General features: G+C 31.4%; 29 protein-coding genes and 3 tRNA genes. 18 read left to right on the forward strand and 14 right to left on the reverse strand.

The genetic code is table 11. The features are described 5' to 3' along the window. Positions 1 to 40: 40 nt before the first annotated feature. Entirely contained in the window at positions 41 to 931 is an 891-nt protein-coding gene (locus C8D80_RS04070) for an OmpA family protein (protein ID WP_133607634.1), read from the reverse strand. Positions 932 to 1,058: 127 nt separating this feature from the next. Then, the gene (locus tag C8D80_RS04075; RefSeq protein WP_133607636.1) at positions 1,059 to 1,832 is read right to left on the reverse strand and encodes an OmpA family protein; all 774 of its coding nucleotides are present in this window, start codon (positions 1,830 to 1,832) and stop codon (positions 1,059 to 1,061) included. A gap of 168 nt (positions 1,833 to 2,000) precedes the next feature. On the opposite strand from C8D80_RS04075, the gene C8D80_RS04080 reads away from it, so the two are divergent. Beyond that, positions 2,001 to 3,239 carry a tetratricopeptide repeat protein gene (locus tag C8D80_RS04080; RefSeq protein WP_133607638.1) on the forward strand — a complete coding sequence of 413 codons (1,239 nt, stop codon included), beginning with the start codon at positions 2,001 to 2,003 and terminating at the stop codon, positions 3,237 to 3,239. A 145-nt stretch (positions 3,240 to 3,384) separates the two neighbouring features. Then, a complete protein-coding gene (locus tag C8D80_RS04085) occupies positions 3,385 to 3,786 on the forward strand; it encodes a hypothetical protein (RefSeq protein ID WP_133607640.1) in 402 nt (133 codons plus the stop codon). Between the two features lie 40 nt (positions 3,787 to 3,826). Here C8D80_RS04085 and C8D80_RS04090 read toward each other — a convergent pair whose 3' ends face one another. Beyond that, positions 3,827 to 4,705 (reverse strand): winged helix-turn-helix domain-containing protein, encoded by an 879-nt coding sequence (locus C8D80_RS04090; protein ID WP_133607642.1) that lies wholly within the window; start codon positions 4,703 to 4,705, stop codon positions 3,827 to 3,829. A 109-nt stretch (positions 4,706 to 4,814) separates the two neighbouring features. On the opposite strand from C8D80_RS04090, the gene C8D80_RS04095 reads away from it, so the two are divergent. Together C8D80_RS04095 and C8D80_RS04100 are read left to right on the forward strand one after the other, a co-directional pair. Next, complete coding sequence (locus C8D80_RS04095) at positions 4,815 to 5,393, forward strand: hypothetical protein (RefSeq protein WP_133607644.1); 579 nt, start codon at positions 4,815 to 4,817, stop codon at positions 5,391 to 5,393. Between the two features lie 80 nt (positions 5,394 to 5,473). After that, the gene (locus tag C8D80_RS04100) at positions 5,474 to 5,998 is read left to right on the forward strand and encodes a hypothetical protein (protein ID WP_133607646.1); all 525 of its coding nucleotides are present in this window, start codon (positions 5,474 to 5,476) and stop codon (positions 5,996 to 5,998) included. 71 nt (positions 5,999 to 6,069) lie between these two features. On the opposite strand, the gene C8D80_RS04105 is transcribed toward C8D80_RS04100, so the two are convergent. Continuing rightward, the gene (locus C8D80_RS04105) at positions 6,070 to 8,256 is read right to left on the reverse strand and encodes a glutamine synthetase III family protein (RefSeq protein ID WP_133607648.1); all 2,187 of its coding nucleotides are present in this window, start codon (positions 8,254 to 8,256) and stop codon (positions 6,070 to 6,072) included. 148 nt (positions 8,257 to 8,404) lie between these two features. Between C8D80_RS04105 and C8D80_RS04110 the strand changes: the two genes are divergently transcribed. Then, positions 8,405 to 8,947 carry a DUF1543 domain-containing protein gene (locus tag C8D80_RS04110; RefSeq protein ID WP_317125868.1) on the forward strand — a complete coding sequence of 181 codons (543 nt, stop codon included), beginning with the start codon at positions 8,405 to 8,407 and terminating at the stop codon, positions 8,945 to 8,947. A gap of 38 nt (positions 8,948 to 8,985) precedes the next feature. On the opposite strand, the gene C8D80_RS04115 is transcribed toward C8D80_RS04110, so the two are convergent. After that, positions 8,986 to 9,504 (reverse strand): hypothetical protein, encoded by a 519-nt coding sequence (locus C8D80_RS04115; RefSeq protein WP_133607652.1) that lies wholly within the window; start codon positions 9,502 to 9,504, stop codon positions 8,986 to 8,988. A gap of 107 nt (positions 9,505 to 9,611) precedes the next feature. Between C8D80_RS04115 and C8D80_RS12760 the strand changes: the two genes are divergently transcribed. Beyond that, positions 9,612 to 9,752, forward strand: a complete 141-nt coding sequence (locus C8D80_RS12760; RefSeq protein ID WP_162845031.1) for a hypothetical protein — start codon at positions 9,612 to 9,614, stop codon at positions 9,750 to 9,752. Positions 9,753 to 9,755: 3 nt separating this feature from the next. Next, positions 9,756 to 10,127, forward strand: a complete 372-nt coding sequence (locus C8D80_RS04120; protein WP_133607654.1) for a YchJ family protein — start codon at positions 9,756 to 9,758, stop codon at positions 10,125 to 10,127. On the opposite strand, the gene C8D80_RS04125 is transcribed toward C8D80_RS04120, so the two are convergent. Both C8D80_RS04125 and C8D80_RS04130 read right to left on the reverse strand, forming a co-directional pair. Then, positions 10,124 to 10,600, reverse strand: a complete 477-nt coding sequence (locus C8D80_RS04125) for a GyrI-like domain-containing protein (RefSeq protein WP_133607656.1) — start codon at positions 10,598 to 10,600, stop codon at positions 10,124 to 10,126. The two genes, C8D80_RS04120 and C8D80_RS04125, sit on opposite strands and share 4 nt — an antisense overlap. Before the next feature lie 67 nt (positions 10,601 to 10,667). Next, on the reverse strand, positions 10,668 to 14,093 hold the full coding sequence (locus C8D80_RS04130; RefSeq protein ID WP_133607658.1) for a methylmalonyl-CoA mutase family protein: 3,426 nt from the start codon (positions 14,091 to 14,093) through the stop codon (positions 10,668 to 10,670). Positions 14,094 to 14,221: 128 nt separating this feature from the next. Here C8D80_RS04130 and C8D80_RS04135 point away from each other — a divergent pair, with 128 nt between their 5' ends. Then, on the forward strand, positions 14,222 to 14,932 hold the full coding sequence (locus C8D80_RS04135) for a DUF4197 domain-containing protein (RefSeq protein ID WP_133607660.1): 711 nt from the start codon (positions 14,222 to 14,224) through the stop codon (positions 14,930 to 14,932). 244 nt (positions 14,933 to 15,176) lie between these two features. Here the strand turns inward: C8D80_RS04135 and C8D80_RS04140 are convergent, their stop codons facing one another. Further along, positions 15,177 to 16,163 carry an FKBP-type peptidyl-prolyl cis-trans isomerase gene (locus C8D80_RS04140; protein ID WP_133607662.1) on the reverse strand — a complete coding sequence of 329 codons (987 nt, stop codon included), beginning with the start codon at positions 16,161 to 16,163 and terminating at the stop codon, positions 15,177 to 15,179. Between the two features lie 81 nt (positions 16,164 to 16,244). On the opposite strand from C8D80_RS04140, the gene C8D80_RS04145 reads away from it, so the two are divergent. The 3 genes from C8D80_RS04145 to C8D80_RS04155 are packed head-to-tail and all read left to right on the forward strand — an operon-like array spanning position 16,245 to position 17,713. Further along, positions 16,245 to 16,643 carry an RNA-binding S4 domain-containing protein gene (locus C8D80_RS04145; RefSeq protein ID WP_133607664.1) on the forward strand — a complete coding sequence of 133 codons (399 nt, stop codon included), beginning with the start codon at positions 16,245 to 16,247 and terminating at the stop codon, positions 16,641 to 16,643. After that, on the forward strand, positions 16,643 to 17,209 hold the full coding sequence (locus tag C8D80_RS04150) for a methyltransferase domain-containing protein (RefSeq protein ID WP_133607666.1): 567 nt from the start codon (positions 16,643 to 16,645) through the stop codon (positions 17,207 to 17,209). Before C8D80_RS04145 ends, C8D80_RS04150 begins: the two co-directional genes overlap by 1 nt. Positions 17,210 to 17,218: 9 nt before the next feature. Continuing rightward, a complete protein-coding gene (locus tag C8D80_RS04155) occupies positions 17,219 to 17,713 on the forward strand; it encodes a phosphoribosyltransferase family protein (protein WP_133607668.1) in 495 nt (164 codons plus the stop codon). On the opposite strand, the gene C8D80_RS04160 is transcribed toward C8D80_RS04155, so the two are convergent. Next, entirely contained in the window at positions 17,705 to 18,220 is a 516-nt protein-coding gene (locus C8D80_RS04160) for a shikimate kinase (protein ID WP_133607670.1), read from the reverse strand. The genes C8D80_RS04155 and C8D80_RS04160 overlap by 9 nt on opposite strands. A gap of 129 nt (positions 18,221 to 18,349) precedes the next feature. Here C8D80_RS04160 and C8D80_RS04165 point away from each other — a divergent pair. From C8D80_RS04165 to C8D80_RS04195, 7 genes are all read left to right on the forward strand, one after another. Then, positions 18,350 to 18,422: transfer RNA gene (locus C8D80_RS04165), tRNA-Lys, on the forward strand. A 31-nt stretch (positions 18,423 to 18,453) separates the two neighbouring features. Further along, a tRNA-Lys gene (locus tag C8D80_RS04170) sits at positions 18,454 to 18,526 on the forward strand. Between the two features lie 46 nt (positions 18,527 to 18,572). Further along, positions 18,573 to 18,655: transfer RNA gene (locus tag C8D80_RS04175), tRNA-Leu, on the forward strand. Between the two features lie 145 nt (positions 18,656 to 18,800). Next, entirely contained in the window at positions 18,801 to 19,700 is a 900-nt protein-coding gene (locus tag C8D80_RS04180) for a MerR family transcriptional regulator (RefSeq protein WP_133607673.1), read from the forward strand. Between the two features lie 55 nt (positions 19,701 to 19,755). Continuing rightward, positions 19,756 to 21,216 (forward strand): phytoene desaturase family protein, encoded by a 1,461-nt coding sequence (locus C8D80_RS04185; protein WP_133607675.1) that lies wholly within the window; start codon positions 19,756 to 19,758, stop codon positions 21,214 to 21,216. 2 nt (positions 21,217 to 21,218) lie between these two features. Further along, positions 21,219 to 22,058 (forward strand): phytoene/squalene synthase family protein, encoded by an 840-nt coding sequence (locus C8D80_RS04190; protein ID WP_133607677.1) that lies wholly within the window; start codon positions 21,219 to 21,221, stop codon positions 22,056 to 22,058. A gap of 13 nt (positions 22,059 to 22,071) precedes the next feature. After that, positions 22,072 to 22,515, forward strand: coding sequence for a sterol desaturase family protein (locus C8D80_RS04195; protein WP_133607679.1), 444 nt, complete (start codon positions 22,072 to 22,074; stop codon positions 22,513 to 22,515). Between the two features lie 25 nt (positions 22,516 to 22,540). Here the strand turns inward: C8D80_RS04195 and C8D80_RS04200 are convergent, their stop codons facing one another. The 5 genes from C8D80_RS04200 to C8D80_RS04220 all read right to left on the reverse strand — a co-directional run bounded on the left by C8D80_RS04200 (position 22,541) and on the right by C8D80_RS04220 (position 26,607). Then, positions 22,541 to 23,074 (reverse strand): DUF4252 domain-containing protein, encoded by a 534-nt coding sequence (locus tag C8D80_RS04200; RefSeq protein ID WP_133607681.1) that lies wholly within the window; start codon positions 23,072 to 23,074, stop codon positions 22,541 to 22,543. Between the two features lie 3 nt (positions 23,075 to 23,077). Beyond that, positions 23,078 to 23,605 (reverse strand): DUF4252 domain-containing protein, encoded by a 528-nt coding sequence (locus tag C8D80_RS04205; RefSeq protein WP_133607683.1) that lies wholly within the window; start codon positions 23,603 to 23,605, stop codon positions 23,078 to 23,080. A gap of 7 nt (positions 23,606 to 23,612) precedes the next feature. Next, positions 23,613 to 24,056, reverse strand: a complete 444-nt coding sequence (locus C8D80_RS04210) for a hypothetical protein (RefSeq protein ID WP_133607685.1) — start codon at positions 24,054 to 24,056, stop codon at positions 23,613 to 23,615. Then, entirely contained in the window at positions 24,037 to 24,552 is a 516-nt protein-coding gene (locus tag C8D80_RS04215) for an RNA polymerase sigma factor (RefSeq protein ID WP_133607687.1), read from the reverse strand. The genes C8D80_RS04210 and C8D80_RS04215 overlap by 20 nt, the downstream gene beginning before the upstream one ends. A 114-nt stretch (positions 24,553 to 24,666) precedes the next feature. Then, on the reverse strand, positions 24,667 to 26,607 hold the full coding sequence (locus tag C8D80_RS04220; RefSeq protein ID WP_133607689.1) for a TonB-dependent receptor plug domain-containing protein: 1,941 nt from the start codon (positions 26,605 to 26,607) through the stop codon (positions 24,667 to 24,669).

Below are 26,607 nucleotides of genomic sequence, written 5' to 3' on the forward strand. Positions count from 1 at the left end.
GTAAATTTTAAATGATCAAGGACGAAAAACTATGCCAAAATTAATTCTCTAAGATAAGAATTTCTACTCTACGATTTTCATTTCTTTCCTTTTCGTTTCTTTCAGGGATTTTATGGATAGGCTGAGTGCTTCCAAAACTTTTGTATAGCAATCTACTATCATCAATATCATTAGCCACTAAAAAGTTATGAACCGCAATAGCTCTAACTAATGCAATATCTTCTGGATCTTCTCCCAGCTGACAACAAATATGACCTTGAATTTCGATTTTAACTTTTGGATGCGTAATCATGAATTCTAATAATTCTTCCATTACAGGCAACGATTCGGGAACGAAAATCCCAGAACGATCATAGAAATACAAATTATTCATGACCAACTTATCACCCACTTTTGCTGTTGCATATGGATTTTTGTAAAGTCCAACAGGATCAATTAAATCATCTGTATCTGGAACTTGAATTATTTCTTTCTTTTCAATTACTTCTGGTTCTTTGTTTATGACTTGTCCTGTGTACACTACTGGATCATCATAAACCACTTCTTTCACCACTACTTTGTTGGGAATAATAATATAAAAAACATCAACCCTTCTATTATGGCGTCTTTCTTTTCTCGTTTGAACACGCTCTCCAAAACCTTTTATTTTTAAATCTTCGTTAAAGAAAATGGAAGAATTTACTTTTGCTTTTAATTGCTCATGAACCGTATGAATTCGTTTATAAGCTAAAGTATCGTTATAATCAAAGGTTCCGTACCAATCGCAATACCCATTAATTACCAGAATTTCGCGGTTTTCGTCTTTGTTCAACCAAGTCATAAACAATTCGTTTTGCTTTGGGTTAAACGTATCTTGATCAAAATCAAAATAAAAACTCGCCTTTTCTTGTGCTGAAAGTAAGAATCCAAACAGCAGTAATACGTATTTCATTTGGGGTATTTTAATGTAACGAATATAAAAAATAAAACGTATTAAAAAAACTTATTATTAAAAAGAACTTTTCAAATTCACATAACAATTTCATTTACAAACACTTAAAAACAAATCATTTTATCTATTAATTGGCAACAATTTGAATTTCTACTCTTCTATTTTCATTTCGTTCATCTTCGTTATTTTCGGGAATAATGTGAATGGGTTTTGAACTTCCAAAACTTTTATAACTCAATCGGTTTTTATTAATTCCGTTGTTAATCAAATAATTATAAACAGCTAAAGATCTAACTTTGGCTGTATCTTCCACATCGGTGCCTTTTTGACAACAAATATGACCTTGAATTTCTATTTTCAAATTAGGATTAGCCAACATGATTTTTAATAATTCCTCTAAAATTGGACGCGATTCAGGAACAAAAATTCCAGAACGATTGTAAAAATGTAAGTTTTTCAACACTAACTTATCGCCTACTTTTGCTGTTGAAACTTGGTGGGATAAATCCTTTTTATCGTCTTTTGTATGTGTTTTTTCTATTTGCAATTCTTCATAGAAAATCTCCACTTTTCGATTCAATTTTAAATCGGAATTTTGCTCGAAATTTTCTCCTTTACTTTGGATTTCGATTTGCTTTTGGTTGGTAACTTTTTCGATAATATGCGATACAAATTTAGCTCTATTGAACGCCAAAGTATCGTTGTAACCATTTGATGCACGATAATCGCAATACCCAATAAGTTTAGTAAATTTTAAATCTCTGTTTTTTAAAAAATTATCTAATCTGTTTAATTCAGAAAGTTGTAATTGGTACGAATCCGTATCAAAATACACCGTAAACTTGTTTTGCCCAAAAGAAATGGAACTCAGCAATAAAAACAGAAAAAGTATTTTTTTCATTAGGTAGGTTTTAGTTTACCGAAAATAGTAAAAATAGCAGAATTACTGTAGTTTTTGTACACTTTTTTTTTATATTTTTGAGGAAATAATATGATACTCTACTTATCCGAAATTGTGAAGACAAATATAAGTTTATAAGAAATATTAAATCCAAGTTTTCAAAACTTTATGAAAAACCATTTTTTTACAATACTATTATTTTTAATGTTTTCATCTTTTTCTTTAGCACAAAATGTTACTGATTTAGAAGAAGAAATATCTATTAGTAATCATGGTAATCGTTTTGAAAAAGTAGCTTATGCAAGAAAATTACTTTTACAAGATCCTTTTAACGAGAAAGGCATAAATTACATGATTCGTTATTATAATGAAATGAAATATGATTCAATATCAATTTTCCTTACTCAATTTAAAAATAAATTTCCAGACAATCCAAAAACTTATATCATTCTTTCCGAATACTGGCCGGCAAAAAAAGATATAAAACAAACACAAATTAATTTTCTTGAAAAGTCTATTTCAATTGATTCGAAAAATATTGAAGCACATAAATTACTTGCTAAAATATACTACGACGACTTTCAAATACCCTATTGCAAACCAGAACCATATGAATCTTTAGGTTTTAACAAAAAAGAGGACTCAATTTTTAAAGCTGAATACGATAAGATTTGGTCTAGGCCTATAAATTCAACCTTTAACAATTCACCTGAAAAAGCTTATGAATATTTAACAAAACTCTGGAATTTAAACAAATCCGAGCAATCAATATATTATTTTCCAATCAAACAACTTGAATCTTTTTTAAAGATTAAAAATTCTCAATATCAATTACCCAATAATAGCTTTTTCCCATCTGGTCATTTTATTAAACTAGAAAAGGACTGGCAAAATGATTACTCTAAGAATTACTTGTTTGAAGCTGAACAATCAGAAAGTACTACTAAATGGATTGGTAAACAACTATTAAGTCTTCAAGAACCTGATTTAATGAATCAAAAACTAAATTCACAAGATACTATAATTCGACTTACTTGGCTTAGATCATTTCATAATCCCATAACAATAAAAATCACACGTTCAAATTCTAGAATTATTTTGAATTACGTCATTGGGAATGGAGCTGGAGGATATGAACCAAAAGGGATTAAGCGAAAAGGAAAAATACGAATAAATGAAAAGGAATGGAATGAAATTCAGAAACTTTTATCCGATGCAAATTATTATAATCTAGAAAATGACTTTTATGTTTTAATGACAGATGGTTCAGAATGGATAATAGAAATTAAAACTGAAAACAAATTTTATGCAAAAAAGCGTAATTGGCCAAATGAAAAATTTTTATCAATATGTAATTATATTTTGGAATTATCTGAAATAAAAATTCCCAAAAAAGAGAGATATTAAAATATCAACTTAAATAGGAAGCAATAATCTAATAAGCAACAAAAAATACTTATTTTTATTTTTTTATTAAATCTATAACATTTTTTTATGATATTGAATTTATTAATTCATAATTATAAATATTATATTAAAATCAAAGTTTCAAATGACAAAATTTTTCTTTCTCATTTTACTTTTTTTCTTACTTTCTTGTAAAAGTCATTTTACTAATAATAACTACAATTTTAAATTAATTAAAATAGAAAAACTAACCAATCATAAATTATTAAGCTACAGCAATAATGTAGATACGTTTATGGTGGTAACAAAAAACAATATTTCCGAAAATTGTATTGAAAAAAACTTAACAAAGTTTTCTATTCAATCAAATGATAAAATAAACAAATTAATAGATAACGATGAGGAAATCTATTTTGAATATTTTACAAAGGTATTAGGAGATGAAAATAAAAAAATTTCAACTTCAACTGGAAATCTAGGAAAAAATAAAAGACGAATCCACTCCTATAATTCTCTTCCATATTACTTTGAAAATTGCGATGATTAAAAACCCTACAACTTAGAATTTTATTCTCAGTCTAAAATGTTTAAACATTAACCTCAAGCTTATACCCTTTTCCACGAACTACTACAATATTAATATTCGGGTCAAGCTCCAGTTTTTTTCTGAGTTTTGATATGAACATGTCTAAACTGCGTCCTACAATAACGCCTTCGTCTTCCCAAATCTCTTTTTGTAGTCGGCTTCTTTCTATTGTTTCGTTAGGCGATGAGGCAAAAATGAGCAATAAACGTGTTTCGGTTGCTGTTAAATCTATTGTTTTTTCATTACTTTCTAATTGACGCTTTTGCGCATCAAACACAACTGAACCAAAAGTGAATTGTTTGTTAGACAAATCTTTTGGTAACTCTTTCTTAGGTTTTAATTTCCAAAAAATGAATCCTATAAATGCCAAAAACACTAAGCCTGCTAAAAAATATTTATAATTTGCTGTAAATACATTAATTGGTTTAAATTTAACAACAATATTATAACAAGCAATGGGTTGCTTTCTTCCAACACAGGCTACAATATCTTCTTTTTTGTTTTTGGAAATAGCATAACCATAAGCTACACTCGAATTTTCACAATTAATTACATTTACAACATAATCCGTTACATGATAATCTTTAGCCAATAAACGCTTGGTGGTATTCACCAAAGAATCGGTTTGAAAAGCAAATTCTTTCTCAAAACTAATTTGGTATTCATTTTCAGCTATCTTTTTTATTGGAAGCACTCTTGAAGTACTATCACCCGATTGTAAAAGTATTTCATGTCCTATCCTACGCAGTAAAACTTCTCTTTTAGAAAGATCAAAATCGCTAGTATTATTTACAAAGAAAGCTAATGAAATTAACACTAGTAATAACAGTGCAATTATATATTTAGGTTTCCCAGAAAGGCGTTTTTGTCTACTACTCATATTGTCAATTAATTATTTACAAAGTTTACAATTTTATTTACAATCCCAATCGCTCTAACAAAAAATTATGAATGTAAATTCGTGTAATCAATTTAAAAAAATGAAACTTATGAAAAAAACAATTTATGTTCTAATCTTATCGCTGGTTGTGATAAGTGGATTTGTATTTAGCTTCTCTTCTTTTGCAAACAACTCGAAAGCAAAGACTGAAATTAAAAAAGAAACGAAACCTGTTAAAAGAACTTTATCTAGTGCTGAAAAGAAATCTATGTTGGAGCAACGAAAAAAATGGGAAGCTTCACCAGATGGAATAAAATTTAATGACTGGAAAAACTCGCCCGAAGGTAAAAAAGTACAAGCTAGCTATGAGAAAATAAAAAACGAAATAAATGCTTTTGATAAAATGGAAGCCATTGTAACATCAGTTACTTTTCAATTTCCAACTACAAACCCATTAAGTCCAAAATGGTTAGTTGTTAAGATTAATTGCGAAGATTACATGATGCAATTTATTCCTGAGGATTTTGAGAAATTTAAAAACTTAAACGTTAACGACAAAATAATTATTAAAAGTAGAAGCGCTGGTTTTTCAAATAATCATCCTTATTTGATATTATCAAGCGACTATATTGAACACAACGACAAAGTTCTTTTTGAACGTGATTTAAGTAAAAATGATGGTTGTTAATAATTTAAACTCATGATAGTATTCTTTAATTTAAGAATGTTTTGCTTCTAATCTTTTAGGTATATTTGTATATAACTAAGATGAAAAAACTTCTAAATAAATTGAATACAGAAATAACTCATAAAATATCTATTCTTGATAAATTTACATCAATATTAATTTTTTTCGGATTAATATTAGGTATAGGATTAAAAATAGAAATTGATGACTTAAATTATAATAAAAATAATCAAAATTTAATAATTATAGTAATTTTTACACTATTTATCATTTTATTTATTTTTAGTTGTATTAGGATTTTTGACGACAAGCCCATACTAAAAATCAATGAAAATGGTGTTTTTTACAGAAGTAGTTTTTTACCATTTTTACCATTAAGTCAACTAGAATGGAATGAAATAGACTTTGTTGAATTAAAAATAGTAAGGTATTCAAAACATTCAAGAGGAAAAGGATTATTAATATATAAAAAAAATAGCTTAACTCCAAAAACGATACATTTAGAAGATTTAGATTATCCTGAAAATGTAGTCTTGAATATCTTTAAAAAACATTCAAATTTTTTAAATTCAATTAACAAAACCGAAATAAAAAACCAGCATTAATAAATTCGATAGTATAGAATTATTTATTAAATAAAAAATCCCAATCTTTCGATTGGGATTCCTATTTCTAATTACTTCGTAAATAACAATTCTCTGTATTTTGTTAATGTCCAAAGTTCGTCGTCTACTAACAATTCTAATTTGTCAGCGTGGTAACGAATTTCTTCGAAGTATGGTTTTACTTTATCGCAATACGCATCTGCCATTTTTTCTGTGCTAGTTAAGGCATTTGCTTTTTTACGTTCTTCGGTCATTTTTTCTACTTTCGTATTAATGCCTTCGATGTGTTCTGAAATTTCTTTGATTAATGAAATTTGTTCTTTGGCAATTTTCTCAAAGTCTTTTCCAAAGATTTCTTTCAATCCTTTTACGTTTTCAATCAACACATTTTGGTAACGAATAGCCGTTGGAACCACATGATTACGAGCAATATCACCTAAAACACGACCTTCGATTTGGATTTTTTTCACGTATTCTTCCAATTCAATTTCGTAACGCGATTCAACCTCAACATGATTCATTACACCCATTTCACCAAACAATTCAATTGCTTTTTTAGAAACTTTCGCTTTTAATGCTTTTGGTGTTGTTTTGTGATTGCTTAGGCCACGTTTTTTAGCTTCTTTTTCCCATGCATCGCTATAACCATCACCTTCAAAAAGGATAGCTTTTGTTTGCTTAATATATTCTCTCAATACATTAAAAATCGCTTCGTCTTTCTTTAAATCTTTTTTCTCGATTAAAGCATCAACTTCAATTTTGAAATCTTTTAATTGTTTTGCAACAATCGTATTTAAAGTCGTCATAGAAACTGCACAGTTTGCAGAAGAACCAACGGCTCTAAACTCAAATTTATTACCAGTGAAAGCAAATGGCGAAGTTCTATTTCTATCCGTATTATCTAATAAAACGTCTGGTAATTTTCCTACTACGTTTAATTTTAAATCTGTTTTTTCTTCTGGCGATAATTTTCCTTGAGAAACTCCTTCTAATTCCGCTAACACCTTAGTCAATTGTTGTCCGATGAAAACCGAAATAATTGCTGGTGGCGCTTCGTTAGCTCCCAAACGGTGGTCGTTACTTGCCGAAGCAATTGACGCTCTTAACAATTCTTCATAATCATGAACCGCTTTAATCGTATTAATAAAGAAAGTCAAAAATTGTAAGTTGCTCATTGGCGTTTTTCCTGGAGACAATAAGTTAATTCCAGTATCAGTAGCTAATGACCAATTGTTATGCTTACCAGAACCATTAACTCCTTTGAATGGTTTTTCGTGGAATAATACTTTAAAATCGTGACGTTCAGCCACTTTTTGCATTACATCCATTAATAACGAGTTGTGGTCAACCGCTAAATTTGTTTCTTCGAAGATAGGTGCTAACTCAAATTGGTTAGGCGCTACTTCATTGTGACGTGTTTTAACCGGAATTCCTAATAACATACATTGGTTTTCCAAATCACGCATATACGTTAAAACTCGTGTAGGAATTGAACCAAAATAATGGTCGTCTAATTGTTGCCCTTTTGCCGCAGTGTGACCTAACAACGTTCTTCCTGTTGCTAATAAATCAGGTCTTGAATTGGCTAAAGCAGTGTCAACTAAGAAATATTCTTGTTCCCAACCTAAAGTTGGTGTTACTCTTTTTACATTTTTATCGAAATATTTTGCTACGTCGATTGCAGCTGAATCGATAGCATGTAATGCTCTTAATAAAGGCGTTTTGTTATCTAAAGCTTCTCCTGTGTACGAAACGAAAACTGTTGGAATACATAATGTAGTTCCGAAAATAAACGCTGGTGATGTTGGATCCCAAGCCGTATAACCTCTTGCTTCAAATGTATTACGAATTCCTCCATTTGGAAAAGAAGAAGCATCTGGTTCTTGTTGTACTAATTGACTTCCACCAAATTTTTCTACTGGATCACTTCCATCAGGAAATGTTTCGAAGAAAGCATCGTGCTTTTCCGCAGTGGTTCCAGTTAATGGTTGAAACCAGTGCGTGTAATGAGTTACTCCTTTAGATAATGCCCACTCTTTCATTCCCAAAGCAATATAATCGGCAATTTTTCGGTCGATTTTTACTCCTTCTGCTGCCGCTTTAACTGCTTTGTAAGCTTCTGATGTTAAAAACTGTCGCATGGCTTTATCGCCAAAAACATTACTACCAAAAATAGCTGATTTTCTGTCCAATTCTTCTACATGAACAGGTTTTCTGTCGGTTGCTTTTCTTAAAGCTTGAAAACGAAATGTCGACATAAGTTGTGTGTGTTTAAAGTTATACCCTTGAAAAGTTATGCAAATATATAACTTTTTTAAATATTTACACATACACCCCTATTTTTTTAGGGGTAAAAATATTTTTTATTATATTTACACTATGAAAACAGTAAATTTACATATGATTATGCTGGGGTGCACCCCAAAAGGGCGTTTTACCGAACAACACGATATCTTTTTTGGAATCGGAACCAGCTTGAAAGAACTAGTTGCCGACATGAAAGCTTTTTGGCCAGAAGCGAAAGGAAAAATTCACATTGATGCTTGGCAAAAAGTAACTTGTGTTGATGGTTTTACAATTGAAGTGGTTTCAAAAGAAGAAAAACCAGAACAAGAAGAGCAATTATTCTTTTTGAATTTGGGCGGTTATAAAGAAGGCGAATTTGAAGAATATCATTATAAATCTTTAGTTGTAGCTAAGACTAAAGGCAAAGCCATCAGAAAAGCCAAGCAAACTACTTTTTACAAACATTGCAGCATAGCAAAAAAAGGAGGTGAATCTCATTTTGATGATCAATACGGGGTTGATGTAGATGACATCCATAATATTGAAGATATTCTTTCAGATAAATTCAAATCACAGTATCGATTGAAAATAACAAAAACCAATGTGACTTTCGAAGATGAAAAACACATTGGTTATTTAAAGATTGATAAAATATCGGTATAAAAAAGAGCTATCAGATTGGATAGCTCTTTATATTTATGTTACATTTTAATCTTAGTTACTTTAGCATTATCTAATTTATAATACTCTTTAACTGAATTATAATCTTCGAAATCTAATTTTCCAGCTGCTGTTTTATTCCCAAAATAAGCAGGAATAACAACTACTCTAAACACTTGGTCTAACTTATACACATTAGATAAGTTTGGTAAATCATATCCAAATAAACTTACTTGTGCATCGTAACGCGTAAAATCATTATCGTAGCCAAAGTCTAAAGTTCCATCATTAAAATAATAGGTTTCAGGTAATAATTTCCAAACATCACCAGCAGAACCATAATCTACTAAACGATACACCAAAACCATATCTGACGTATAAGTAGCATGCGGAAAAGTCAATAAAGCAGAATATCCGTTTCCTGAAGTTAGGTCAACATTTGAATATTCGAAAACTTCACTAATTGTATCGTTATCAACATTATTTTGTTCTTCATTAACCGTACAGCTTTGTAGTGTTATCATCCCGATAAAAGCTATCAATAAAGTAATTTTCTTCATAATCTTTAAGTTTTAAATTATTTACTATGTAAATATAACCAATTGTTGTGCCAAACTTTTATACCATTTAAATTAGTATCTTTGAAATCTCTAAAAAGACCATAAAAATGGGAAGAAATAATCCAAAAAATATTAAAACTCACAACGATAAATTACACAAAGAGCAAGCGAAAGAAAAAGCTAAAAAGAATGCTCGTGCCGAAAAATTAAAAGAAATTCAACGAAAATTCAACGAATCTAAATCGTAATTTATGTCGGGTTGCTACTGCGGAAATTCTATTTCCTTTCAAGATTGTTGTGAACCTTATATAAAAGGTATTAAAAATGCTCCAACGGCAGAAGTTTTAATGCGTTCGCGTTACAGTGCATTTGCAACAGGCGCTGCCGATTATTTGGTAAACACTACCCATATTTCAAAAAGAAGATTTCATAATAAACGAGATATTTTAGCTTGGAGTCAAGCCAACAAATGGTTAAAACTAGAAGTTTTAGCCTCAACCGAAACTACAGTAACTTTCAAAGCCTATTATTTAGATCAAAATTTGAAAGCGCAAGTTCATTACGAACACTCGACTTTTAAATTAGAAAACGGAAAATGGTTTTATGTGGATGGGGAATATTAAGCCTTTCTTTTAATAGGAATCCAAATTTCTTCTTCAGAATCTGGACTGTTGTTTTTATACTTCTCACCTAATATTTCAAAATGAGGTCGATTATCTAATTGATATTCTGAGTTAGGCAACCAAACTCCAAAAATATAACCAAAGGTTTCTCTTGCTTTTACAGCATCTCCCACATGATTGAAAACAGCATACAATCCTTCTTCAATAATTAATGACTGCATTCCTTCAGGAAGAAAATCGAAATCTGACACAGGAACCGCAGCCCATTTAACAAATTCAGTTTGTGGATTAAAATCAAAATTATCAGGATTGATTTGAATGTTGAATAATTCTGTTCCTATCGTATTTTTAATTTCATTTCGTCGTGGCATAAAATTACCCCATAATTCTCCTATTCGATAATTCGAATAAGAAATTACACTATTCATTCCAATGAATTTTGTCTCGGGAAATGTTTTAATTATTGGCTCCATTCTTCAAAAATAAAAAAACCTTTCATTTCTGAAAGGTCTTTTTTATAAATTATTCATCTATTTCTAATTACATATTACGTCGATACTGACCTCCTACTTCAAATAATGCACTTGTAATTTGCCCTAACGAACAAACTTTGGTTGCATCCATTAATTTTTCGAAAATGTTTTGGTTCTTAATCGCTGCTTCTTGTAAAATGTTGATGTGCTCGGCTACTTTTTCTGCACTTGTTTTATGCAAATCGGTTAACATATCAATTTGATATTGTTTTTCTTCTTCCGTTGCACGAATAACCTCAGCAGGAATAACTGTTGGCGAACCTTTTGAACTCAAGAAGGTGTTTACACCAATAATTGGGAATTCTCCAGTATGTTTCAAGGTTTCGTAATACAATGATTCTTCTTGGATTTTCGAACGTTGATACATCGTTTCCATAGCACCCAAAACTCCACCACGTTCTGTGATTCTGTCGAATTCTTGTAAAACCGCATCTTCTACTAAATCAGTTAATTCTTCAATAATGAACGAACCTTGAATTGGGTTTTCGTTTTTCGCTAAACCTAATTCTTTATTAATAATCAACTGAATTGCCATGGCTCTACGCACTGATTCTTCTGTTGGAGTTGTAATTGCTTCATCATAAGCATTCGTATGTAACGAGTTACAGTTATCGTAAATTGCATACAACGCTTGTAAAGTCGTACGAATGTCATTGAAATCAATCTCTTGTGCGTGTAATGAACGTCCAGAAGTTTGAATGTGATATTTCAACATTTGTGCTCTTTCGTTAGCTCCGTATTTATTTTTTAAAGCTTTCGCCCAAATTTTACGCGCTACTCTACCAATTACTGCATATTCTGGATCAATTCCGTTTGAGAAGAAGAATGATAAGTTCGGGCCGAAATCGTTGATGTTCATTCCTCTACTTAAATAGTATTCTACATAAGTGAAACCATTTGCTAACGTGAAGGCTAACTGCGTAATTGGATTTGCTCCTGCTTCCGCAATATGATATCCTGAAATAGAAACCGAATAGAAATTACGAACGTTTTGTTTGATGAAATATTCTTGAACGTCACCCATTAATCTTAAAGCAAATTCAGTCGAGAAAATACAAGTATTTTGTGCTTGATCTTCTTTTAAAATATCCGCTTGAACCGTTCCACGAACTTGTGCTAAGGTTTTTACTTTGATATCTTGATATACATCAAAAGGTAAAACTTGGTCTCCAGTTACTCCTAAAAGCATTAAACCTAAACCGTTATTTCCTTCTGGTAATGCACCTTGATATCTTGGACGTGCTACTCCTTTTTTCTTATAGATTTCGTTGATTTTTTCTTCAACTTCAACTTGAAGATTATTCTCAACAATGTATTTTTCACAGTTTTGATCGATAGCTGCATTCATAAAGAATCCTAACAACATCGGTGCTGGACCATTAATTGTCATCGAAACCGAAGTCAACGGATGACTTAAATCGAAACCTGAATATAATTTCTTAGCATCATCTAAACAACAAATCGAAACTCCAGCATTACCGATTTTTCCATAAATGTCAGGACGAATATGTGGATCATTTCCATATAATGTTACAGAGTCAAAAGCGGTTGAAAGACGTTTTGCTGGTAATCCCGCAGAAACATAATGGAAACGTTTGTTCGTTCTTTCTGGCCCACCTTCTCCTGCGAACATTCTACTTGGATCTTCTCCTTCGCGTTTGAACGGATACAATCCTGATGCGAATGGGAATTCTCCTGGTACGTTTTCTTGTAAATTCCATTTTAAGATGTCTCCCCAAGCTTGGTATTTTGGTAAAGCTACTTTTGGAATTTGAGAATGTGATAAAGATTCAGTATGCGTAGCAATTTTGATTTCTTTATCACGAACTTTAAAACTATAAACCGGATTTTTATATTTGTTTACTTTTTCGTCCCAAGTTAAAATGATTTCCCAGTTGTATGGGTCAAGGTTCATTTTTACACGATCGAATTCTTTTGTCAATAACGAAACGAAATCTTTGTTATCAGCAGTAATATTCAAAGAACTTTCAACAATTCCTGCTTTATCTAATTGCGGAACATTTCCGTTAACGGTTTCAACAGTTTTGAAAATTCCATATAATTTCTGAGCTACTTCTACTTGAGAAAGAGCTGTTTCATCGTATTTTCTATTGTTTTCTGCAATTTCAGATAAATAACGTGTTCTGTGAGGCGGAATTACGAAAATCTTCTCGCTCATTTCACGTGTAATTTCAAAAGTTGATTTTAAATCAGCTCCTGTTTTCTCTACAATCTTATCCATGATAGATTTGTAAAGTGTATTCATTCCTGGGTCGTTGAATTGTGAAGCGATAGTTCCAAAAATAGGCATCTTATCGGTATCCACATCCCATAAATTATGATTGCGTTGGTATTGTTTTTTTACATCACGAATCGCATCTAAAGCGCCACGTTTGTCGAATTTGTTTAACGCTACTAAATCAGCAAAATCCAACATATCGATTTTTTCTAACTGTGTTGCTGCTCCAAATTCTGGTGTCATTACATACAACGAAACATCAGAATGTTCTAAAATTTCGGTATCCGATTGACCAATTCCTGAAGTTTCTAAAATAATGATATCGTATTTAGCTGCTTTCAATACTTCAATCGCTTCAGCCACATATTTTGATAAAGCCAAATTGGATTGACGAGTTGCTAACGAACGCATGTAAACACGAGAATTGTTAATCGCATTCATACGAATTCTATCGCCTAACAAAGCACCACCTGTTTTACGTTTTGATGGGTCAACCGAAATTAATCCGATTGTTTTTTCTGGGAAATCGATTAAGAAACGACGCACTAATTCATCGACTAACGATGATTTTCCAGCACCACCGGTTCCTGTGATTCCTAAAACTGGGATTTTTGACGTTTCATTCTTTTGATGAATCTCCTCAAAAACCGATTTTGCAATTTCTGGAAAATTCTCAGCTGCAGAAATTAATCTTGCTATTGCAGTTGGGTTTTTCTCTTCGATATGCGATAATTCTCCCGTTAATTTATCACCAATTGGATAATCTGAACGTTGAACTAAATCGTTAATCATACCTTGTAATCCCATAGCACGACCGTCGTCTGGCGAATAAATTCTTTCGATTCCGTATTCGTGTAATTCTGAGATTTCAGATGGTAAGATTACTCCTCCACCTCCACCAAATATTTTGATGTGACCTGCTCCTTTTTCTTTAAGCAAATCGTACATGTATTTGAAATATTCGTTATGGCCTCCTTGGTAAGACGTCATTGCAATTGCATTAGCATCTTCCTGAATAGCTGTATTTACTACTTCTTCCACACTTCTATCATGTCCAAGGTGAATTACCTCAACACCCGTAGCTTGAATAATTCTACGCATGATATTAATGGCTGCATCGTGTCCATCAAAAAGTGACGCTGCGGTCACAATTCTTACTTTATTTTTAGGAATATAAGGAGTTTGTAGTTCCATATGTAATTTTTATTCGTTTTAAAGGGTGCAATTTACGAATTTAATAATTTTATTCCATCCAATTTTTAGAATAAATTCTACCAAAAAATGGCACTATCTTTGCCAATACATTAGCAAAATAGAAAAACATGAAAAAAATAGTTCTTAGTTTAGTCGCCTTTAGTTTATTTAGTTGTGCTGAAATGCAACAAGTTTTAGATCAATTACCACAAGGAACTGGTATTTTGAGTCAGGCAGAAATTGGTAGTGGATTGAAAGAAGCCTTGAATAATGGAATTACCAAACAAGTTTCAAAATTAACCGCAACCGATGGTTTCTTTAAAAATGAAGCAGTAAAAATTTTATTACCACAAGAATTGCAAGTGGTGGATAAAAAATTACGTCAAATAGGCATGAGTAAATTAGCCGATGAAGGATTGAAAGTCTTAAATCGTGCTGCTGAAGACGCGGTAAAAGAAGCGACACCTATTTTTGTCGATGCCGTAAAACAAATGACTTTTAATGACGCTAAAAACATTTTGATGGGTAATGAAAGTTCGGCAACAACTTATTTACAAAACACGACTTCAAATGCTTTATATGCTAAATTTAATCCTGTTATTAAAAATTCGTTTGCCAAAGTGGGTGCTGATAAAGTTTGGAGCAACATTATTACAAAATACAATGCTATTCCGTTAGTGACAAAAGTGAATCCTGATTTAACGGATTATACAACCAACAAAGCTATGGAAGGTGTTTTTAAAATGGTAGCTGTAGAAGAGAAAGAAATTCGTACAAATTTAAATGCGAGGAGTTCTGATTTGTTAAAGAAAGTATTTGCTTTACAAGACAAAAAGTAATCTTTTGTAATTCATTTTTTACAGAAAAAACGTTTTCGTAAAAATTTAGTAATCAATAACATAAGAATAACATAACCTTAACATTACAATTCAAAAATTCATCGGATATTTGCAACGTAATAAGAATAAAATTCTCATTTAGTTAGGGTTAGTTTAGTATAAATCACTCCGATGTAAATCGGAGTTTTTTTATACAAAAAAAGACCGATTTACATCGGTCTTAAACAATAAATATCATATAATATTAGTTTCTACAAGCAGGGTCTAAATGTCTTCTTAATCTTGTTGGAGTTGTAAAATCCCCTGAACAACTTGGAATACCTCTTGTATCATCATATGGAGTAGCAGCATCATCAACTAATGCTCCAAAATAAGGATAATAAGCAGTCTTAGTTACTGTGCCATCTAAATAGGTAAAAGACCTTTCAGTTTTTGTTAATACACCATCTGCATCATCATCAACATCTAAATAGTCAGGTCTATCGTCACCATCAGTATCAATTGGATCTTGATCAAAACTAGGACCATATTCATACATAGACAGAATACCATCTCTATCATGATCCATTCTTCTCATATTGTACAACTTGAAATTAAAAACTAAATTGGAATATGCTTGAATTCCTGGTCTTATAGAATTAAAATATGCCAATCCTGAAGGAATAAATACAACTCCAACTCCAAAATCTTGAAAAGAAATAGTTCCATCAGGATTAGAGCTATAAGTTCCTACCTTGAATTGTGGAATAATTTCAGCCCATCCTTTAATAACTCCATCTAAGTTAAACCAAATTGGATTTACATTTTCTTCAAAAACAGACTGATCATAAACCGTAACTCCATCTACAGTTCCTTTGTAAATTGTATTACCTTTGTAAGCCACAAGAGTTGAATCAACTCGAGTTGGACTTTCTCCTATTCCTTCTCTCAATTTTAAATAATAAACCTTGTAAGTTATATCATGTAGATCTACCTCTTTAAATTCTAATTCAGGCATATCAGAAACAGGTACCTGAGCTCCTCCATCTGGAATTTTTGTAAAAACAGTATTAAAATCTGCATCAACGGTTACGTAATGAGTATCCAAAAATTCTTCTATTTTTAGAATATCCTCCTCATAAACCTCATCATATGGTCTTGCAGGAACAATCGTTGTGCTATCATCTGGTTGACAAGAATAAAAACCAATAAACAAACCTAAAACCAATACTATTTTAATCAAACTCTTCATTTTTATGCTTTTTTTGTGGGCGCAAGATACAATTTTCATTTATTTTTGTAGAAATATTAACATGGTTTTTTGAATTATATTATGCGAATAGATAAACTTTTATGGTGTTTACGGTATTATAAGACCCGAAGTATAGCTACTGAAGCTGTAAAAAAAGGACATATAACAGTTAACGGTCAGGTGGCGAAGGCTTCAAGAGAGGTTTTTCCCACCGATAAAATCACGCTTCGCAAAGACCAAATCAACTACAAATTAACCATTTTAGATATGCCTCAAAATCGGTTGGGAGCAAAATTAGTCGATATGTACCGAAAAGATGAAACGCCAAAAGAAGCTTTTGAACATTTAGAATTACTAAAATTATCAAAAGAACATTATAGAGCAAATGGAACTGGTCGTCCTACAAAAAAAGATCGAAGAGAAATCGACGATTACTTATGGGAAAGTGATGAAACCGAAGACATCAATAAAACTGAATAATGAATTACTGGGAAGAACGTTATCAAAAAGGAGAAACGGGTTGGGACGCAGGTAAAATTACTACTCCAATAAAAGAATACATTGACCAATTAACCAATAAGAATCTTAAAATTCTAATTCCCGGAGCCGGAAATGGTTATGAATTTGACTATTTGATAGAAAAAGGATTTAAAAATGTGTATGTAATTGATATTGCAGAAACGCCTTTAGAAAATATTAAAAAAAGAAAACCAGAATTTGCAACGCATTTATTGCATGCTGACTTCTTTTCATTAGAAACCAAATTTGATTTAATTTTAGAGCAAACATTTTTCTGTGCTTTACCTCCCGAAATGAGACCTCAATATGTTGAAAAAATGGCTTCGATTTTAAATCCAAAAGGAAAATTAGCAGGATTGCTTTTTGATTTTCCATTAACTAGCGAAGGTCCGCCTTTTGGAGGTTCAAAAGAAGAATATATCAACCGATTTGCTCCAAAATTTGAAATTAAAAAACTAGAACGCTCATATAATTCGATAAAGCCACGAGAAAATAAAGAACTCTTTTTTATCTTTGAGGTCAAATAACAACAACACATGGAAAATATTATTTTAACGCACAAAGAAATTGCGCACAAAACCAAACGAATTGCTTACCAAATCTTCGAAACTTTTGTTAATGAAGAAGAAGTTATTTTAGCTGGAATTGCCAACAATGGCTACCTTTTTGCTCAAAAAATAGCAGCAGAATTAGCTTTGATTTCTGATTTAAAAGTAACACTTTGTGAAGTTAAAATTAATAAACAAAATCCACAATCTCCTGTAACTACCTCAATCCCTTCAGCCGAATATCAAAACAAAGCACTAGTTTTAATTGATGATGTACTGAGCACAGGAACTACTTTAATTTATGGAGTAAAACACTTTTTAGAAGTACCGTTAAGTAAATTCAAAACAGCTGTTTTAGTAGACAGAAATCATAAAAAATATCCAGTAAAAGCAGATTTTAAAGGAATTTCACTTTCAACTTCATTACAAGAGCATATTCAAGTCGTTTTTGAAGAAGATAACTCCTACGCTTATTTAAGCTAATAAAGCTTCTATTTCATTTGCAATTTGCTCTACCGACTTATTATCAACCGTTACTATTTTAGTAGCTTGATGGTAATAAAAATTTCGGTCGAATAAATGCTTATTGATAAAATCTTTCAAAGTAACCTCATCTTGATTGTGCAATAACGGACGCTTGTCTTTTTCGTTTATCAATCGATTTACTAAAGTATCCGTAGAAGCCTTCAAGTAAATTGAAAAAACGTCATCTTGTTGCAACAATTCATGATTATTAAAATAACAAGGTGTTCCACCACCTAAACTCAAAACGAAGTTTTCATTCTTATCTAGAAAAGTTTTCAAGACTTCATTTTCCTTTTTTCTAAAATAAATTTCACCTTTTGTTTGAAACAATTCAGAGATAGAAATTTGAGTTACGTTTTCAATTTCTTCATCCAAATCATAGAAAGATACTTGTAACTTTTTTGCTAAAAAATCACCAATTACCGACTTACCACAACCCATGTAACCTAACAACACTACTTTCATATCTAAATAATCCTCTATAAATTAAAGGGTTAAGAAATTAATTATAAAAAAAGACAAATTTATAATAAATTCCCATTGGAAAATAAATAAATGTTTATATATTTGCACCCGCATTCAAGAAAAGAAAATGACTTGGTAGCTCAGTTGGTAGAGCACATCACTTTTAATGATGGGGTCCTGGGTTCGAGCCCCAGCCAGGTCACAAAAACAAAAAAACTTTTCTTGATTGCTACGACTTGGTAGCTCAGTTGGTAGAGCACATCACTTTTAATGATGGGGTCCTGGGTTCGAGCCCCAGCCAGGTCACAAAAAATCTAAAAGACGTTGCAATGCAACGTCTTTATTTTTTTAAGGCCATGTGGAGAAACGGTAGACTCGCCATCTTGAGGGGGTGGTGCTCGCAAGGGCGTGAGGGTTCAAATCCCTCCATGGTCACAAATATTTACTTCCTAAAAACTCTTTTCTTATTCTTTAAAAAAAAATTGTTTGATTATTTTTCTCATTAGTTAAACATTTTTTATCGTAAAAATTTTTTTGTTTACTTTTTTTATTACTTTTGTTAAACAAAATAAAGAAAAAGATGAACAACGTTAAAAATGTATTTAGTATCAAAGATTTAGAAAATCTTTCTGGCATAAAAGCACATACCATTCGTATCTGGGAAAAACGTTATAATGTTTTAGAACCTATGCGATCTGATACTAACATACGTTCGTACGATATAAAAAACCTACAGAAGTTATTAAACATTGTATTACTTCATAATTACGGTTATAAAATCTCTAAAATTGGTACTCTAAACCAAGAGCAAATTAATAAACTTGCCAACGATATTATTTCCGAAAAAAGTGCAAAAACTCATGCCATAAGTACTTTTAAAATGGCAATGATGAATTTTGATCAATCTTTATTTTTCAATACTTATAATGAATTATTAAGCGAAAAGTCCTTCAGAGAAGTTTTCTATACTGTATTTATTCCGCTAATGCAAGAAATCGGTTTCTTATGGCAAACTGAAACCATTTCTCCTGCTCACGAGCATTTTATAAGTTACCTAATCAAACAAAAACTTTTAATTAATACAGAAAAAGTTCAAATATTAGAACCTACAAAAACTGACAGTGTATTTGTTTTATTTCTTCCACTTAACGAAGTCCATGAACTTGGTTTAATGTATTTGAATTACGAAATTCTATTGAAAGGTTATCAAACCATTTATTTAGGAGAAAGCATTCCAACTGAAAGTTTGTTAGATTTAAAAAACTCTTACGAAAACATAACTTTTGTAAGTTATTTAACCGTAGAACCTAATCAAGAAGAAATTGATAGTTATATTGTTGATATGCAAGCAAAATTACTTGAAAATACAAACCACAAAGTATTATTATTAGGTAGAATGACTCAATTTATTACATCCAAAACTCTACCTAACAACGTACATATTTACAATAGCATAGAAGAACTTTCAAATACTTTGTAAAAATATTTGTTTTGTTTAACTTTTTTACTATTTTTGTTAAACAAAAATAAATCAAGTGCATAAAAAAATTATAATAATCGGTTCTGGATTTTCATCATTGTCTGCAGCGTGTTATTTAGCAAAACAGGGAAATGATGTTACAATCTTTGAAAAAAACAGCACCATAGGAGGAAGAGCTCGTCAACTTAAAAAAGAGGGATTTACTTTTGATATTGGACCAACATGGTATTGGATGCCAGACGTTTTTGAACGCTTTTTTGGTGATTTTAATAAAAAGCCATCTGATTATTACGAACTAATAAAACTTTCTCCAGCTTATCAGGTATACTTTGGCCATTTAGATTTTTTAACTATTGCTGATAATTTACCAGAAATTGTAACCACTTTCGAATCTATTGAAAAAGGAAGCGGTAAGCAATTAGAACAATTCATGGCAGAAGCTAAAAGCAATTACGATATTGCCATTAAAGATTTAGTGTATCGCCCAGGAGAATCTCCAATGGAATTAATCACATTGGAAACAGCAAAAAAAGTGAATCAGTTTTTTAGTAACATAAAAAAAGATGTTCGAAAAAGATTCAAAAACATGAAATTGGTTCAAATTCTAGAATTCCCAGTTTTATTTTTAGGCGCTAAACCAAGTGATACACCTTCTTTTTATAATTTTATGAACTTTGCCGATTTTGGATTAGGAACTTGGCATCCAAAAAACGGAATGTATTCGGTTATATTAGCTATGGAAACATTAGCTATAGAATTAGGCGTTAAAATCGAAACCAATGCTAATGTAGAGAAGATTGATGTAACCAACGGAAAAGCCACAGGCATATTAGTTAATAATCAAATTGTAAAAGGCGATGTGATTTTAAGTGGTGCTGATTATCATCATTCTGAAACTTTACTAGATAAAAATTACCGTCAGTATTCAGAAAATTATTGGGAGAGTAAAACATTTGCACCATCTTCACTCCTATTTTACGTTGGGTTTGATAAGAAAATAGAAAATGTAGAACATCACTCTTTATTTTTTGATGTAGATTTTGATATTCATGCCGAAGCGATTTATGACAATCCAAAATGGCCAGAAGAACCACTTTTCTACGCCAGTTTTCCATCTAAAACAGACGAAAATTGTGCTCCAGAAGGAAAAGAAGCAGGTATATTTTTAATTCCATTAGCACCGGGATTAGAAGATACAAAAGAGTTAAGAGAACTGTATTTTGAAAAAATAATTACACGTCTTGAGCAATTAACTGATCAAAAAGTAAAAAATAATATTATCTTTAAGGAATCGTTTTGCGTAAATGATTTCATTAAAGATTATAATTCATATAAAGGGAATGCTTATGGTATGGCAAATACTTTACTGCAGACTGCTTTTTTAAGACCTAAATTGAAAAGTAAAAAAGTCAAGAACTTATATTTTACTGGACAATTAACTGTACCAGGACCAGGAGTTCCTCCTTCCTTAATTTCAGGAAAACTAGTTTCAGATTTAATAGAAAAATATCAATAAGAATGAAGGCACTATTTGACAAAGTTTCTAATGATTGCAGTGTAAAAGTCACAAAGGCTTACAGTACATCTTTTTCCAGTGCTGTGAAGATGTTAGCACCAAGTATTAGACAAGATATTTATAACATATATGGTTTTGTTCGCTTTGCAGATGAAATTGTGGATTCATTTCATGATTATGATAAAGAATTCCTTTTTTCAAAATTTGAACAAGATTTGGCAGATGCATTAGAGCATAAAATAAGTTTAAACCCGATTTTAAATTCATTTCAACATACTGTGAATAAATATAATATTCCACAGGAAATGATTGATGCTTTTATGAAAAGCATGAAATTAGATTTGAGTAAAAGTGAATACAAAACCACAGAAGAATATCAAGAATACATTTATGGATCTGCTGATGTAGTAGGTTTAATGTGCTTGAAAGTTTTCGTTAACGGAAATGAAGAAAAGTACAATGAATTAAAAGATTCTGCTATGCGTTTAGGTTCGGCCTTTCAAAAAGTGAATTTCTTACGCGATTTAAAAGCAGATTTTGAAGATTTAAGTAGAACTTATTTTCCAAATACCGATTTAAATCATTTAGATGAAAAATCGAAACAAGAAATTATTGCCGATATTGAAAGTGATTTTGAAGCCGCATATGAAGGTATTAAAAACTTACCTTTAGAAGCTAAATTTGGAGTTTACACCGCTTACAGATATTACAAGAAGTTATTAAAAAAGCTTCAAAAAACACCTTCTTTAGAAATCAAAAATACACGTATACGAGTTTCTGATTATCAAAAAGTAGAATTATTAGCAAGATGCTATGTCAAATACAGATTAAATATAATTTAATACTATTGTTATTATGTGGTTACACGTTTTAGTTTTTTTTACAACCTTTTTCTTTATGGAATTTATGGCTTGGTTTAGTCACAAATACATTATGCACGGATTTTTATGGAGCTTGCACGCCGATCACCACAAAAAAGACCATGATTCATGGTTTGAACGTAATGATGCTTTTTTCATATTTTATGCGGTTGTAAGCATTGGTTGTTTTTTATTATGGCAGAACAATATCTTAGAAATTGGATTGGCTATTGGTTTAGGAATTTTCGCATACGGATTAGCTTATTTCTTAGTTCATGACATCTTTATTCACCAACGCTTTAAGTTGTTTAGAAACGCTAATAATCGTTATGCTAAAGCCGTAAGACGCGCTCACAAAATGCATCACAAACACATTGGAAAAGAACATGGAGAATGTTTTGGAATGTTAATCGTTCCTTTGAAATACTATAAGAACTAAAAAATCCCGCTGATGCGGGATTTTTTTATTTCATAAGTTGTTGTAAAGGTTTTAATTGCTCCATATCTACTTGTGATTTTTGGAGTAAACTCAGCATATTCATGATGTGCGTCGGATTCATATCGTTTCCTAAAACGCGAACTACTGCAAAACCATTTTCTTTCTTTCCAGCTAAAACAACAAATTCTTCAATGTGTTCGTCATCATTTCCAACGAAGTAAATGGCTGCACCATCATTTCCTGAACCAGCTTTCATTAATTGCTGATAGCTTTCGTCTTTCAAAATAGCCTTTACTTCTTTGATTTCTTTATCATATCCATTAATATCTGTAGAATCAGTTCTAAAAGCTAAAATATTCATTTTTTCGAACGATTCTAAAGCAGCTTTCTCTGTTTCAGATAACGCAACTTTATCGGTTTTAATGATATTTGACGCTAAATCAATTGCAATAAACTTGGAAGATTCGGTATTTTCTACAAAATACTTTTGAAGTGTTGGTTTGTCATTACAACTCCAAAGTAAAATCACACTTGAAACAAGTAATACTAACTTTTTCATAGTTTACTTTTTAGAAGCTTTTTTCAAATCATCTCCACCAGGTAAATTCATTTTCTCTGTTAACATAGAAATTTCATCTAAACTAAAGTTCCCCGTTAATGATAAAACAACTGTACTAGCGTCTTTCATATTAGCTCCTTCAATAAACATTAAAAGTTCTCTAACAATATTTTCGTTGGCACCTGATTTTACGTAAATTTTTACATTTTTACCATCGCCATTCATACGCATTAATTCTTCTAATGGATTTGATTTTAAGTAACCATTTACAGTTGCTTTCATATCGGCACCTAATTTTGTATTGCTAGTTGTAAACACTTTTAAGTTGTCTAATTTTTTAAGCAAGTTCATGTATTGTTGCATTTCTTTATCTTTTGCATCTACTTTTACTTTACTCATCATTTCAAACATCTTCTTGTTAACAACAACAGATGCTACTCCTTCTTTGTCTTCAAATTTATCAAACGCTCCTTGTGCAAAAGAAACTGTTGATGCCATTAAAAATGCTATAACTACTACTAAATTTTTCATGTCTATTTTATTTAAAAATTGTTTTTTTTGTTTTTTCGTATTCTTCTAAATATACTACACTTTCCATGCCAACATTTACTTGTTCTGAAACCATTAACAAAGCTTTATGTGTAGCGGCAAAAGCTTCTTCTGGATTATCGTACGTTCCTAAATCTTCATGCTTAGGTTCAGAGGGATAAAAATAGAAGGTGGCCAATCCAAAAAGCACTACAAAACTTGCTGCGATACCTATCCATTTTACTGTGTTTTGTTTTCTAGGTTGTAATGGAAGTTTTTGCTCGAATTGCGTTCCTTTTTGTGTTTCAAAGTAACCAAACAGCGCTTGATATTTTGCCAAATGTGGCGCCACATCGTTTGAAGAAAAATAGGCCTTTAATTGTTTTTCTTCTGCTATTGTAGTTTCTCCTTGAAAGTATTTTTCCAATAATTGTTCAACTAACTTGAGTTCCATAATTATGTGTTTTTTCTATTTGTTCTCTTAAGGTTTTTCGTGCTCTTGATAAAGCTACTCGAACCGCTGTTTCATTCATTTCTAATACTTGAGCTATTTCCGAAAATTCGTATTCTTCAATTTCTCTTAGTTGTAATATCAATCGTTGTTGTTCGGGTAAATCGTTCATTAACTTTTCTGCCCATTGCAACGTGTTTTGATGTTCTATTTGTGTTTCAACACTAGCTTGCTTGTCTTGATAATTGTTATGTACAATTTGCAAATTCGAAGCTCTTTTACTTTTGAGTTGATCCAAACAATAATTCTTGGTCATCGTCATTGCTAATGCTTCTACACTGTTATATTGCTCTAAAGCACTATTTTTATTCCACAACCTTACCAACACTTCCTGAGTAGCATCTTCTGCTTCTTCGGTACTTACGAGCATTCGCTTCGCTAAACGAAATAACTTATCCTTAAAAGGAGTGATTATTTGTACAAACTCGTTTTGGTTCATATTAATTGGTTGGTTTATAATGAAGACGAATGTAATTTAATTTTGTTACATAATGAAAAAAGGTTTTGATAAATAAATACCAAAACCTTTTAAAATCAAATAATTAAACTTTATCTAAAACAGAAAATTTAAACCTAATTTAAAGTTTCTTCCTCTGGTGTTGTATCCAATTAATTCTTGGAAATCATCATTTAAAATATTCGTTACAGTTCCAAAAACATGTAAACGATTAGGCAATAACTCGTAAGAAATATTCGAATTAACCAACTGATAAGCACCTAAATTAACAGCTTGTGTTGCCCAAATATTCGAATCGTAATACGCATCGCTTCTATGATCTACATATTGATAATTGATTCCGAATGTACCTCTTTTGAATTTGTAATTCAAATCTACATTTCCTTTGTGCTTTGGAATCAAACGGTTTAATTGCTCTTCCACTTGAGTAAATGTATAATTTCCACCAATATTGAATCTTTCAGATAATGTGTAACGAACGCTTGCTTCAACTCCTTTTGCGTTGTAAGTTCCGTCAATATTAATATAATAGGATTCAAATGTTGCTGAATTGTAATAAAATCCAAAAGTATTTTCTTCTTCTCTATAAAAACCAACAGCATTAATAGTCAACTTCTTATCCAATAATTGCGATTCGAAACCAAATTCTGCCGTAGCATTTTCTTCTGGCGTTAAGTCTAAATTCCCGAAAGGACCATATAATTGGTACAAACTTGGCGTGATGAAAGCCGTACTGTATGAAGCTAAAACTTTCAAAGGTAAGTTCTCAAATGAATAACTCGGATTAAAATTGTAAACTGCTTGACTTCCGTATTCACTGTGTGTATTGTAACGAGCTCCAGCGTTAATGTTCAAACCAAATTCAGAGTTAAATACAACCGTTGCATACGGATCTAATAAGTTGAACTTAGCATTTTCTTTGATAACATCTACTACTCCATTTGTGTTTTGCGTCATATCGAAATATTGATATTGCACACCTAAAACTAAATATATTTGCTTGCTGAAATTGTATTTATTGAAAGCATCAATCGAAGCACTTCTTCCTGAATAATTATAATTATCAATCGTTCCCGACCACGAATTTGAAATATTTAAAACTCTATCAATAGTTGAAGCACCAGCATTGATTGCAAATTCTCCTTTATTGTATTTGTATTTTGGCAAGAATCCGATTCTGAATTGTTCCGAAAAACTATTGTTGTTCAAATCATCAGCATTAGCGATAATTCCGTCAAAAGAATTGTCAAATGTATTTTTAATTCGGTCGTAATTTCCAAAAAACTCAAAACTTAATTTATCGTTCGCTTTAAAACCAATTTTCTGCAACACATTCACTCTCGAAAACGTATCTTCTTCAAAATCTTCTCCAGCGGCTTCGGACATTCCTTTAGTTTCGGTGCTATTTAAAGTGGTCATGTACGAAACTTTATTAATCGTTCCGTTTACAGATAATCCTTGATTGAAATCTTGCGCACTCGTTTTTGAAGTTTCCGAAGTATTTTGCGTTCCCATATTGATGTACGCATTTCCTGAAATTTCCTTTTTAGCTGATTTTTTCAACGTAATATTGATAACTCCAGTCGCAGCTCCAGTTCCATATAAAGTACTTGAAGCACCTTTCATTACTTCAATTTTCTCGATTTGTTCCACTGGAATCAAACGCAAATCGTATTCGATATTAATTCCTGAAGCATCAGAAACCGGAACACCATCAATATAAATGGCTACTTGACGATTACGGCCACCACGAATGTAATAACCTAAGTTTTTTCCGTTGAAAGATTGATTTCCATTAATTTCAACTCCCGCAACTTGACTCAAAACGTTAGCCAAATTTTGACCTTTTTTAGCTTCTAAGTCTTGAGCTGTAATCACTTCAATAATTTTACCTGATTTTTCTTTGCTTTGCGCAAATTTTGTGTCGGAAACGACCACTTCTTTTAAATTAGTAACTTTTAGCGTATCTGATTCTTGAGCATACGCAAAAGCAGTAGCTAGTGTAAATACACTTAAGCCAATAAACTTTTTGTTCAT

The organism is Flavobacterium cheniae, assembly GCF_004363695.1.
Taxonomy (GTDB): Bacteria; Bacteroidota; Bacteroidia; order Flavobacteriales; family Flavobacteriaceae; genus Flavobacterium; species Flavobacterium cheniae.

Excerpts from the sequence above, each read along its gene's own strand:
- C8D80_RS04070 (WP_133607634.1), bottom strand. The coding sequence starts at position 931 with ATGAAATACGTATTACTGCTGTTTGGATTCTTACTTTCAGCACAAGAA.
- C8D80_RS04075 (WP_133607636.1), bottom strand. The coding sequence starts at position 1,832 with ATGAAAAAAATACTTTTTCTGTTTTTATTGCTGAGTTCCATTTCTTTT.
- C8D80_RS04080 (WP_133607638.1), top strand. The coding sequence starts at position 2,001 with ATGAAAAACCATTTTTTTACAATACTATTATTTTTAATGTTTTCATCT.
- C8D80_RS04085 (WP_133607640.1), top strand. The coding sequence starts at position 3,385 with ATGACAAAATTTTTCTTTCTCATTTTACTTTTTTTCTTACTTTCTTGT.
- C8D80_RS04090 (WP_133607642.1), bottom strand. The coding sequence starts at position 4,705 with ATGAGTAGTAGACAAAAACGCCTTTCTGGGAAACCTAAATATATAATT.
- C8D80_RS04095 (WP_133607644.1), top strand. The coding sequence starts at position 4,815 with ATGAAAAAAACAATTTATGTTCTAATCTTATCGCTGGTTGTGATAAGT.
- C8D80_RS04100 (WP_133607646.1), top strand. The coding sequence starts at position 5,474 with ATGAAAAAACTTCTAAATAAATTGAATACAGAAATAACTCATAAAATA.
- C8D80_RS04105 (WP_133607648.1), bottom strand. The coding sequence starts at position 8,256 with ATGTCGACATTTCGTTTTCAAGCTTTAAGAAAAGCAACCGACAGAAAA.
- C8D80_RS04110 (WP_317125868.1), top strand. The coding sequence starts at position 8,405 with ATGCTGGGGTGCACCCCAAAAGGGCGTTTTACCGAACAACACGATATC.
- C8D80_RS04115 (WP_133607652.1), bottom strand. The coding sequence starts at position 9,504 with ATGAAGAAAATTACTTTATTGATAGCTTTTATCGGGATGATAACACTA.
- C8D80_RS12760 (WP_162845031.1), top strand. The coding sequence starts at position 9,612 with ATGGGAAGAAATAATCCAAAAAATATTAAAACTCACAACGATAAATTA.
- C8D80_RS04120 (WP_133607654.1), top strand. The coding sequence starts at position 9,756 with ATGTCGGGTTGCTACTGCGGAAATTCTATTTCCTTTCAAGATTGTTGT.
- C8D80_RS04125 (WP_133607656.1), bottom strand. The coding sequence starts at position 10,600 with ATGGAGCCAATAATTAAAACATTTCCCGAGACAAAATTCATTGGAATG.
- C8D80_RS04130 (WP_133607658.1), bottom strand. The coding sequence starts at position 14,093 with ATGGAACTACAAACTCCTTATATTCCTAAAAATAAAGTAAGAATTGTG.
- C8D80_RS04135 (WP_133607660.1), top strand. The coding sequence starts at position 14,222 with ATGAAAAAAATAGTTCTTAGTTTAGTCGCCTTTAGTTTATTTAGTTGT.
- C8D80_RS04140 (WP_133607662.1), bottom strand. The coding sequence starts at position 16,163 with ATGAAGAGTTTGATTAAAATAGTATTGGTTTTAGGTTTGTTTATTGGT.
- C8D80_RS04145 (WP_133607664.1), top strand. The coding sequence starts at position 16,245 with ATGCGAATAGATAAACTTTTATGGTGTTTACGGTATTATAAGACCCGA.
- C8D80_RS04150 (WP_133607666.1), top strand. The coding sequence starts at position 16,643 with ATGAATTACTGGGAAGAACGTTATCAAAAAGGAGAAACGGGTTGGGAC.
- C8D80_RS04155 (WP_133607668.1), top strand. The coding sequence starts at position 17,219 with ATGGAAAATATTATTTTAACGCACAAAGAAATTGCGCACAAAACCAAA.
- C8D80_RS04160 (WP_133607670.1), bottom strand. The coding sequence starts at position 18,220 with ATGAAAGTAGTGTTGTTAGGTTACATGGGTTGTGGTAAGTCGGTAATT.
- C8D80_RS04180 (WP_133607673.1), top strand. The coding sequence starts at position 18,801 with ATGAACAACGTTAAAAATGTATTTAGTATCAAAGATTTAGAAAATCTT.
- C8D80_RS04190 (WP_133607677.1), top strand. The coding sequence starts at position 21,219 with ATGAAGGCACTATTTGACAAAGTTTCTAATGATTGCAGTGTAAAAGTC.
- C8D80_RS04195 (WP_133607679.1), top strand. The coding sequence starts at position 22,072 with ATGTGGTTACACGTTTTAGTTTTTTTTACAACCTTTTTCTTTATGGAA.
- C8D80_RS04200 (WP_133607681.1), bottom strand. The coding sequence starts at position 23,074 with ATGAAAAAGTTAGTATTACTTGTTTCAAGTGTGATTTTACTTTGGAGT.
- C8D80_RS04205 (WP_133607683.1), bottom strand. The coding sequence starts at position 23,605 with ATGAAAAATTTAGTAGTAGTTATAGCATTTTTAATGGCATCAACAGTT.
- C8D80_RS04210 (WP_133607685.1), bottom strand. The coding sequence starts at position 24,056 with ATGGAACTCAAGTTAGTTGAACAATTATTGGAAAAATACTTTCAAGGA.
- C8D80_RS04215 (WP_133607687.1), bottom strand. The coding sequence starts at position 24,552 with ATGAACCAAAACGAGTTTGTACAAATAATCACTCCTTTTAAGGATAAG.
- C8D80_RS04220 (WP_133607689.1), bottom strand. The coding sequence starts at position 26,607 with ATGAACAAAAAGTTTATTGGCTTAAGTGTATTTACACTAGCTACTGCT.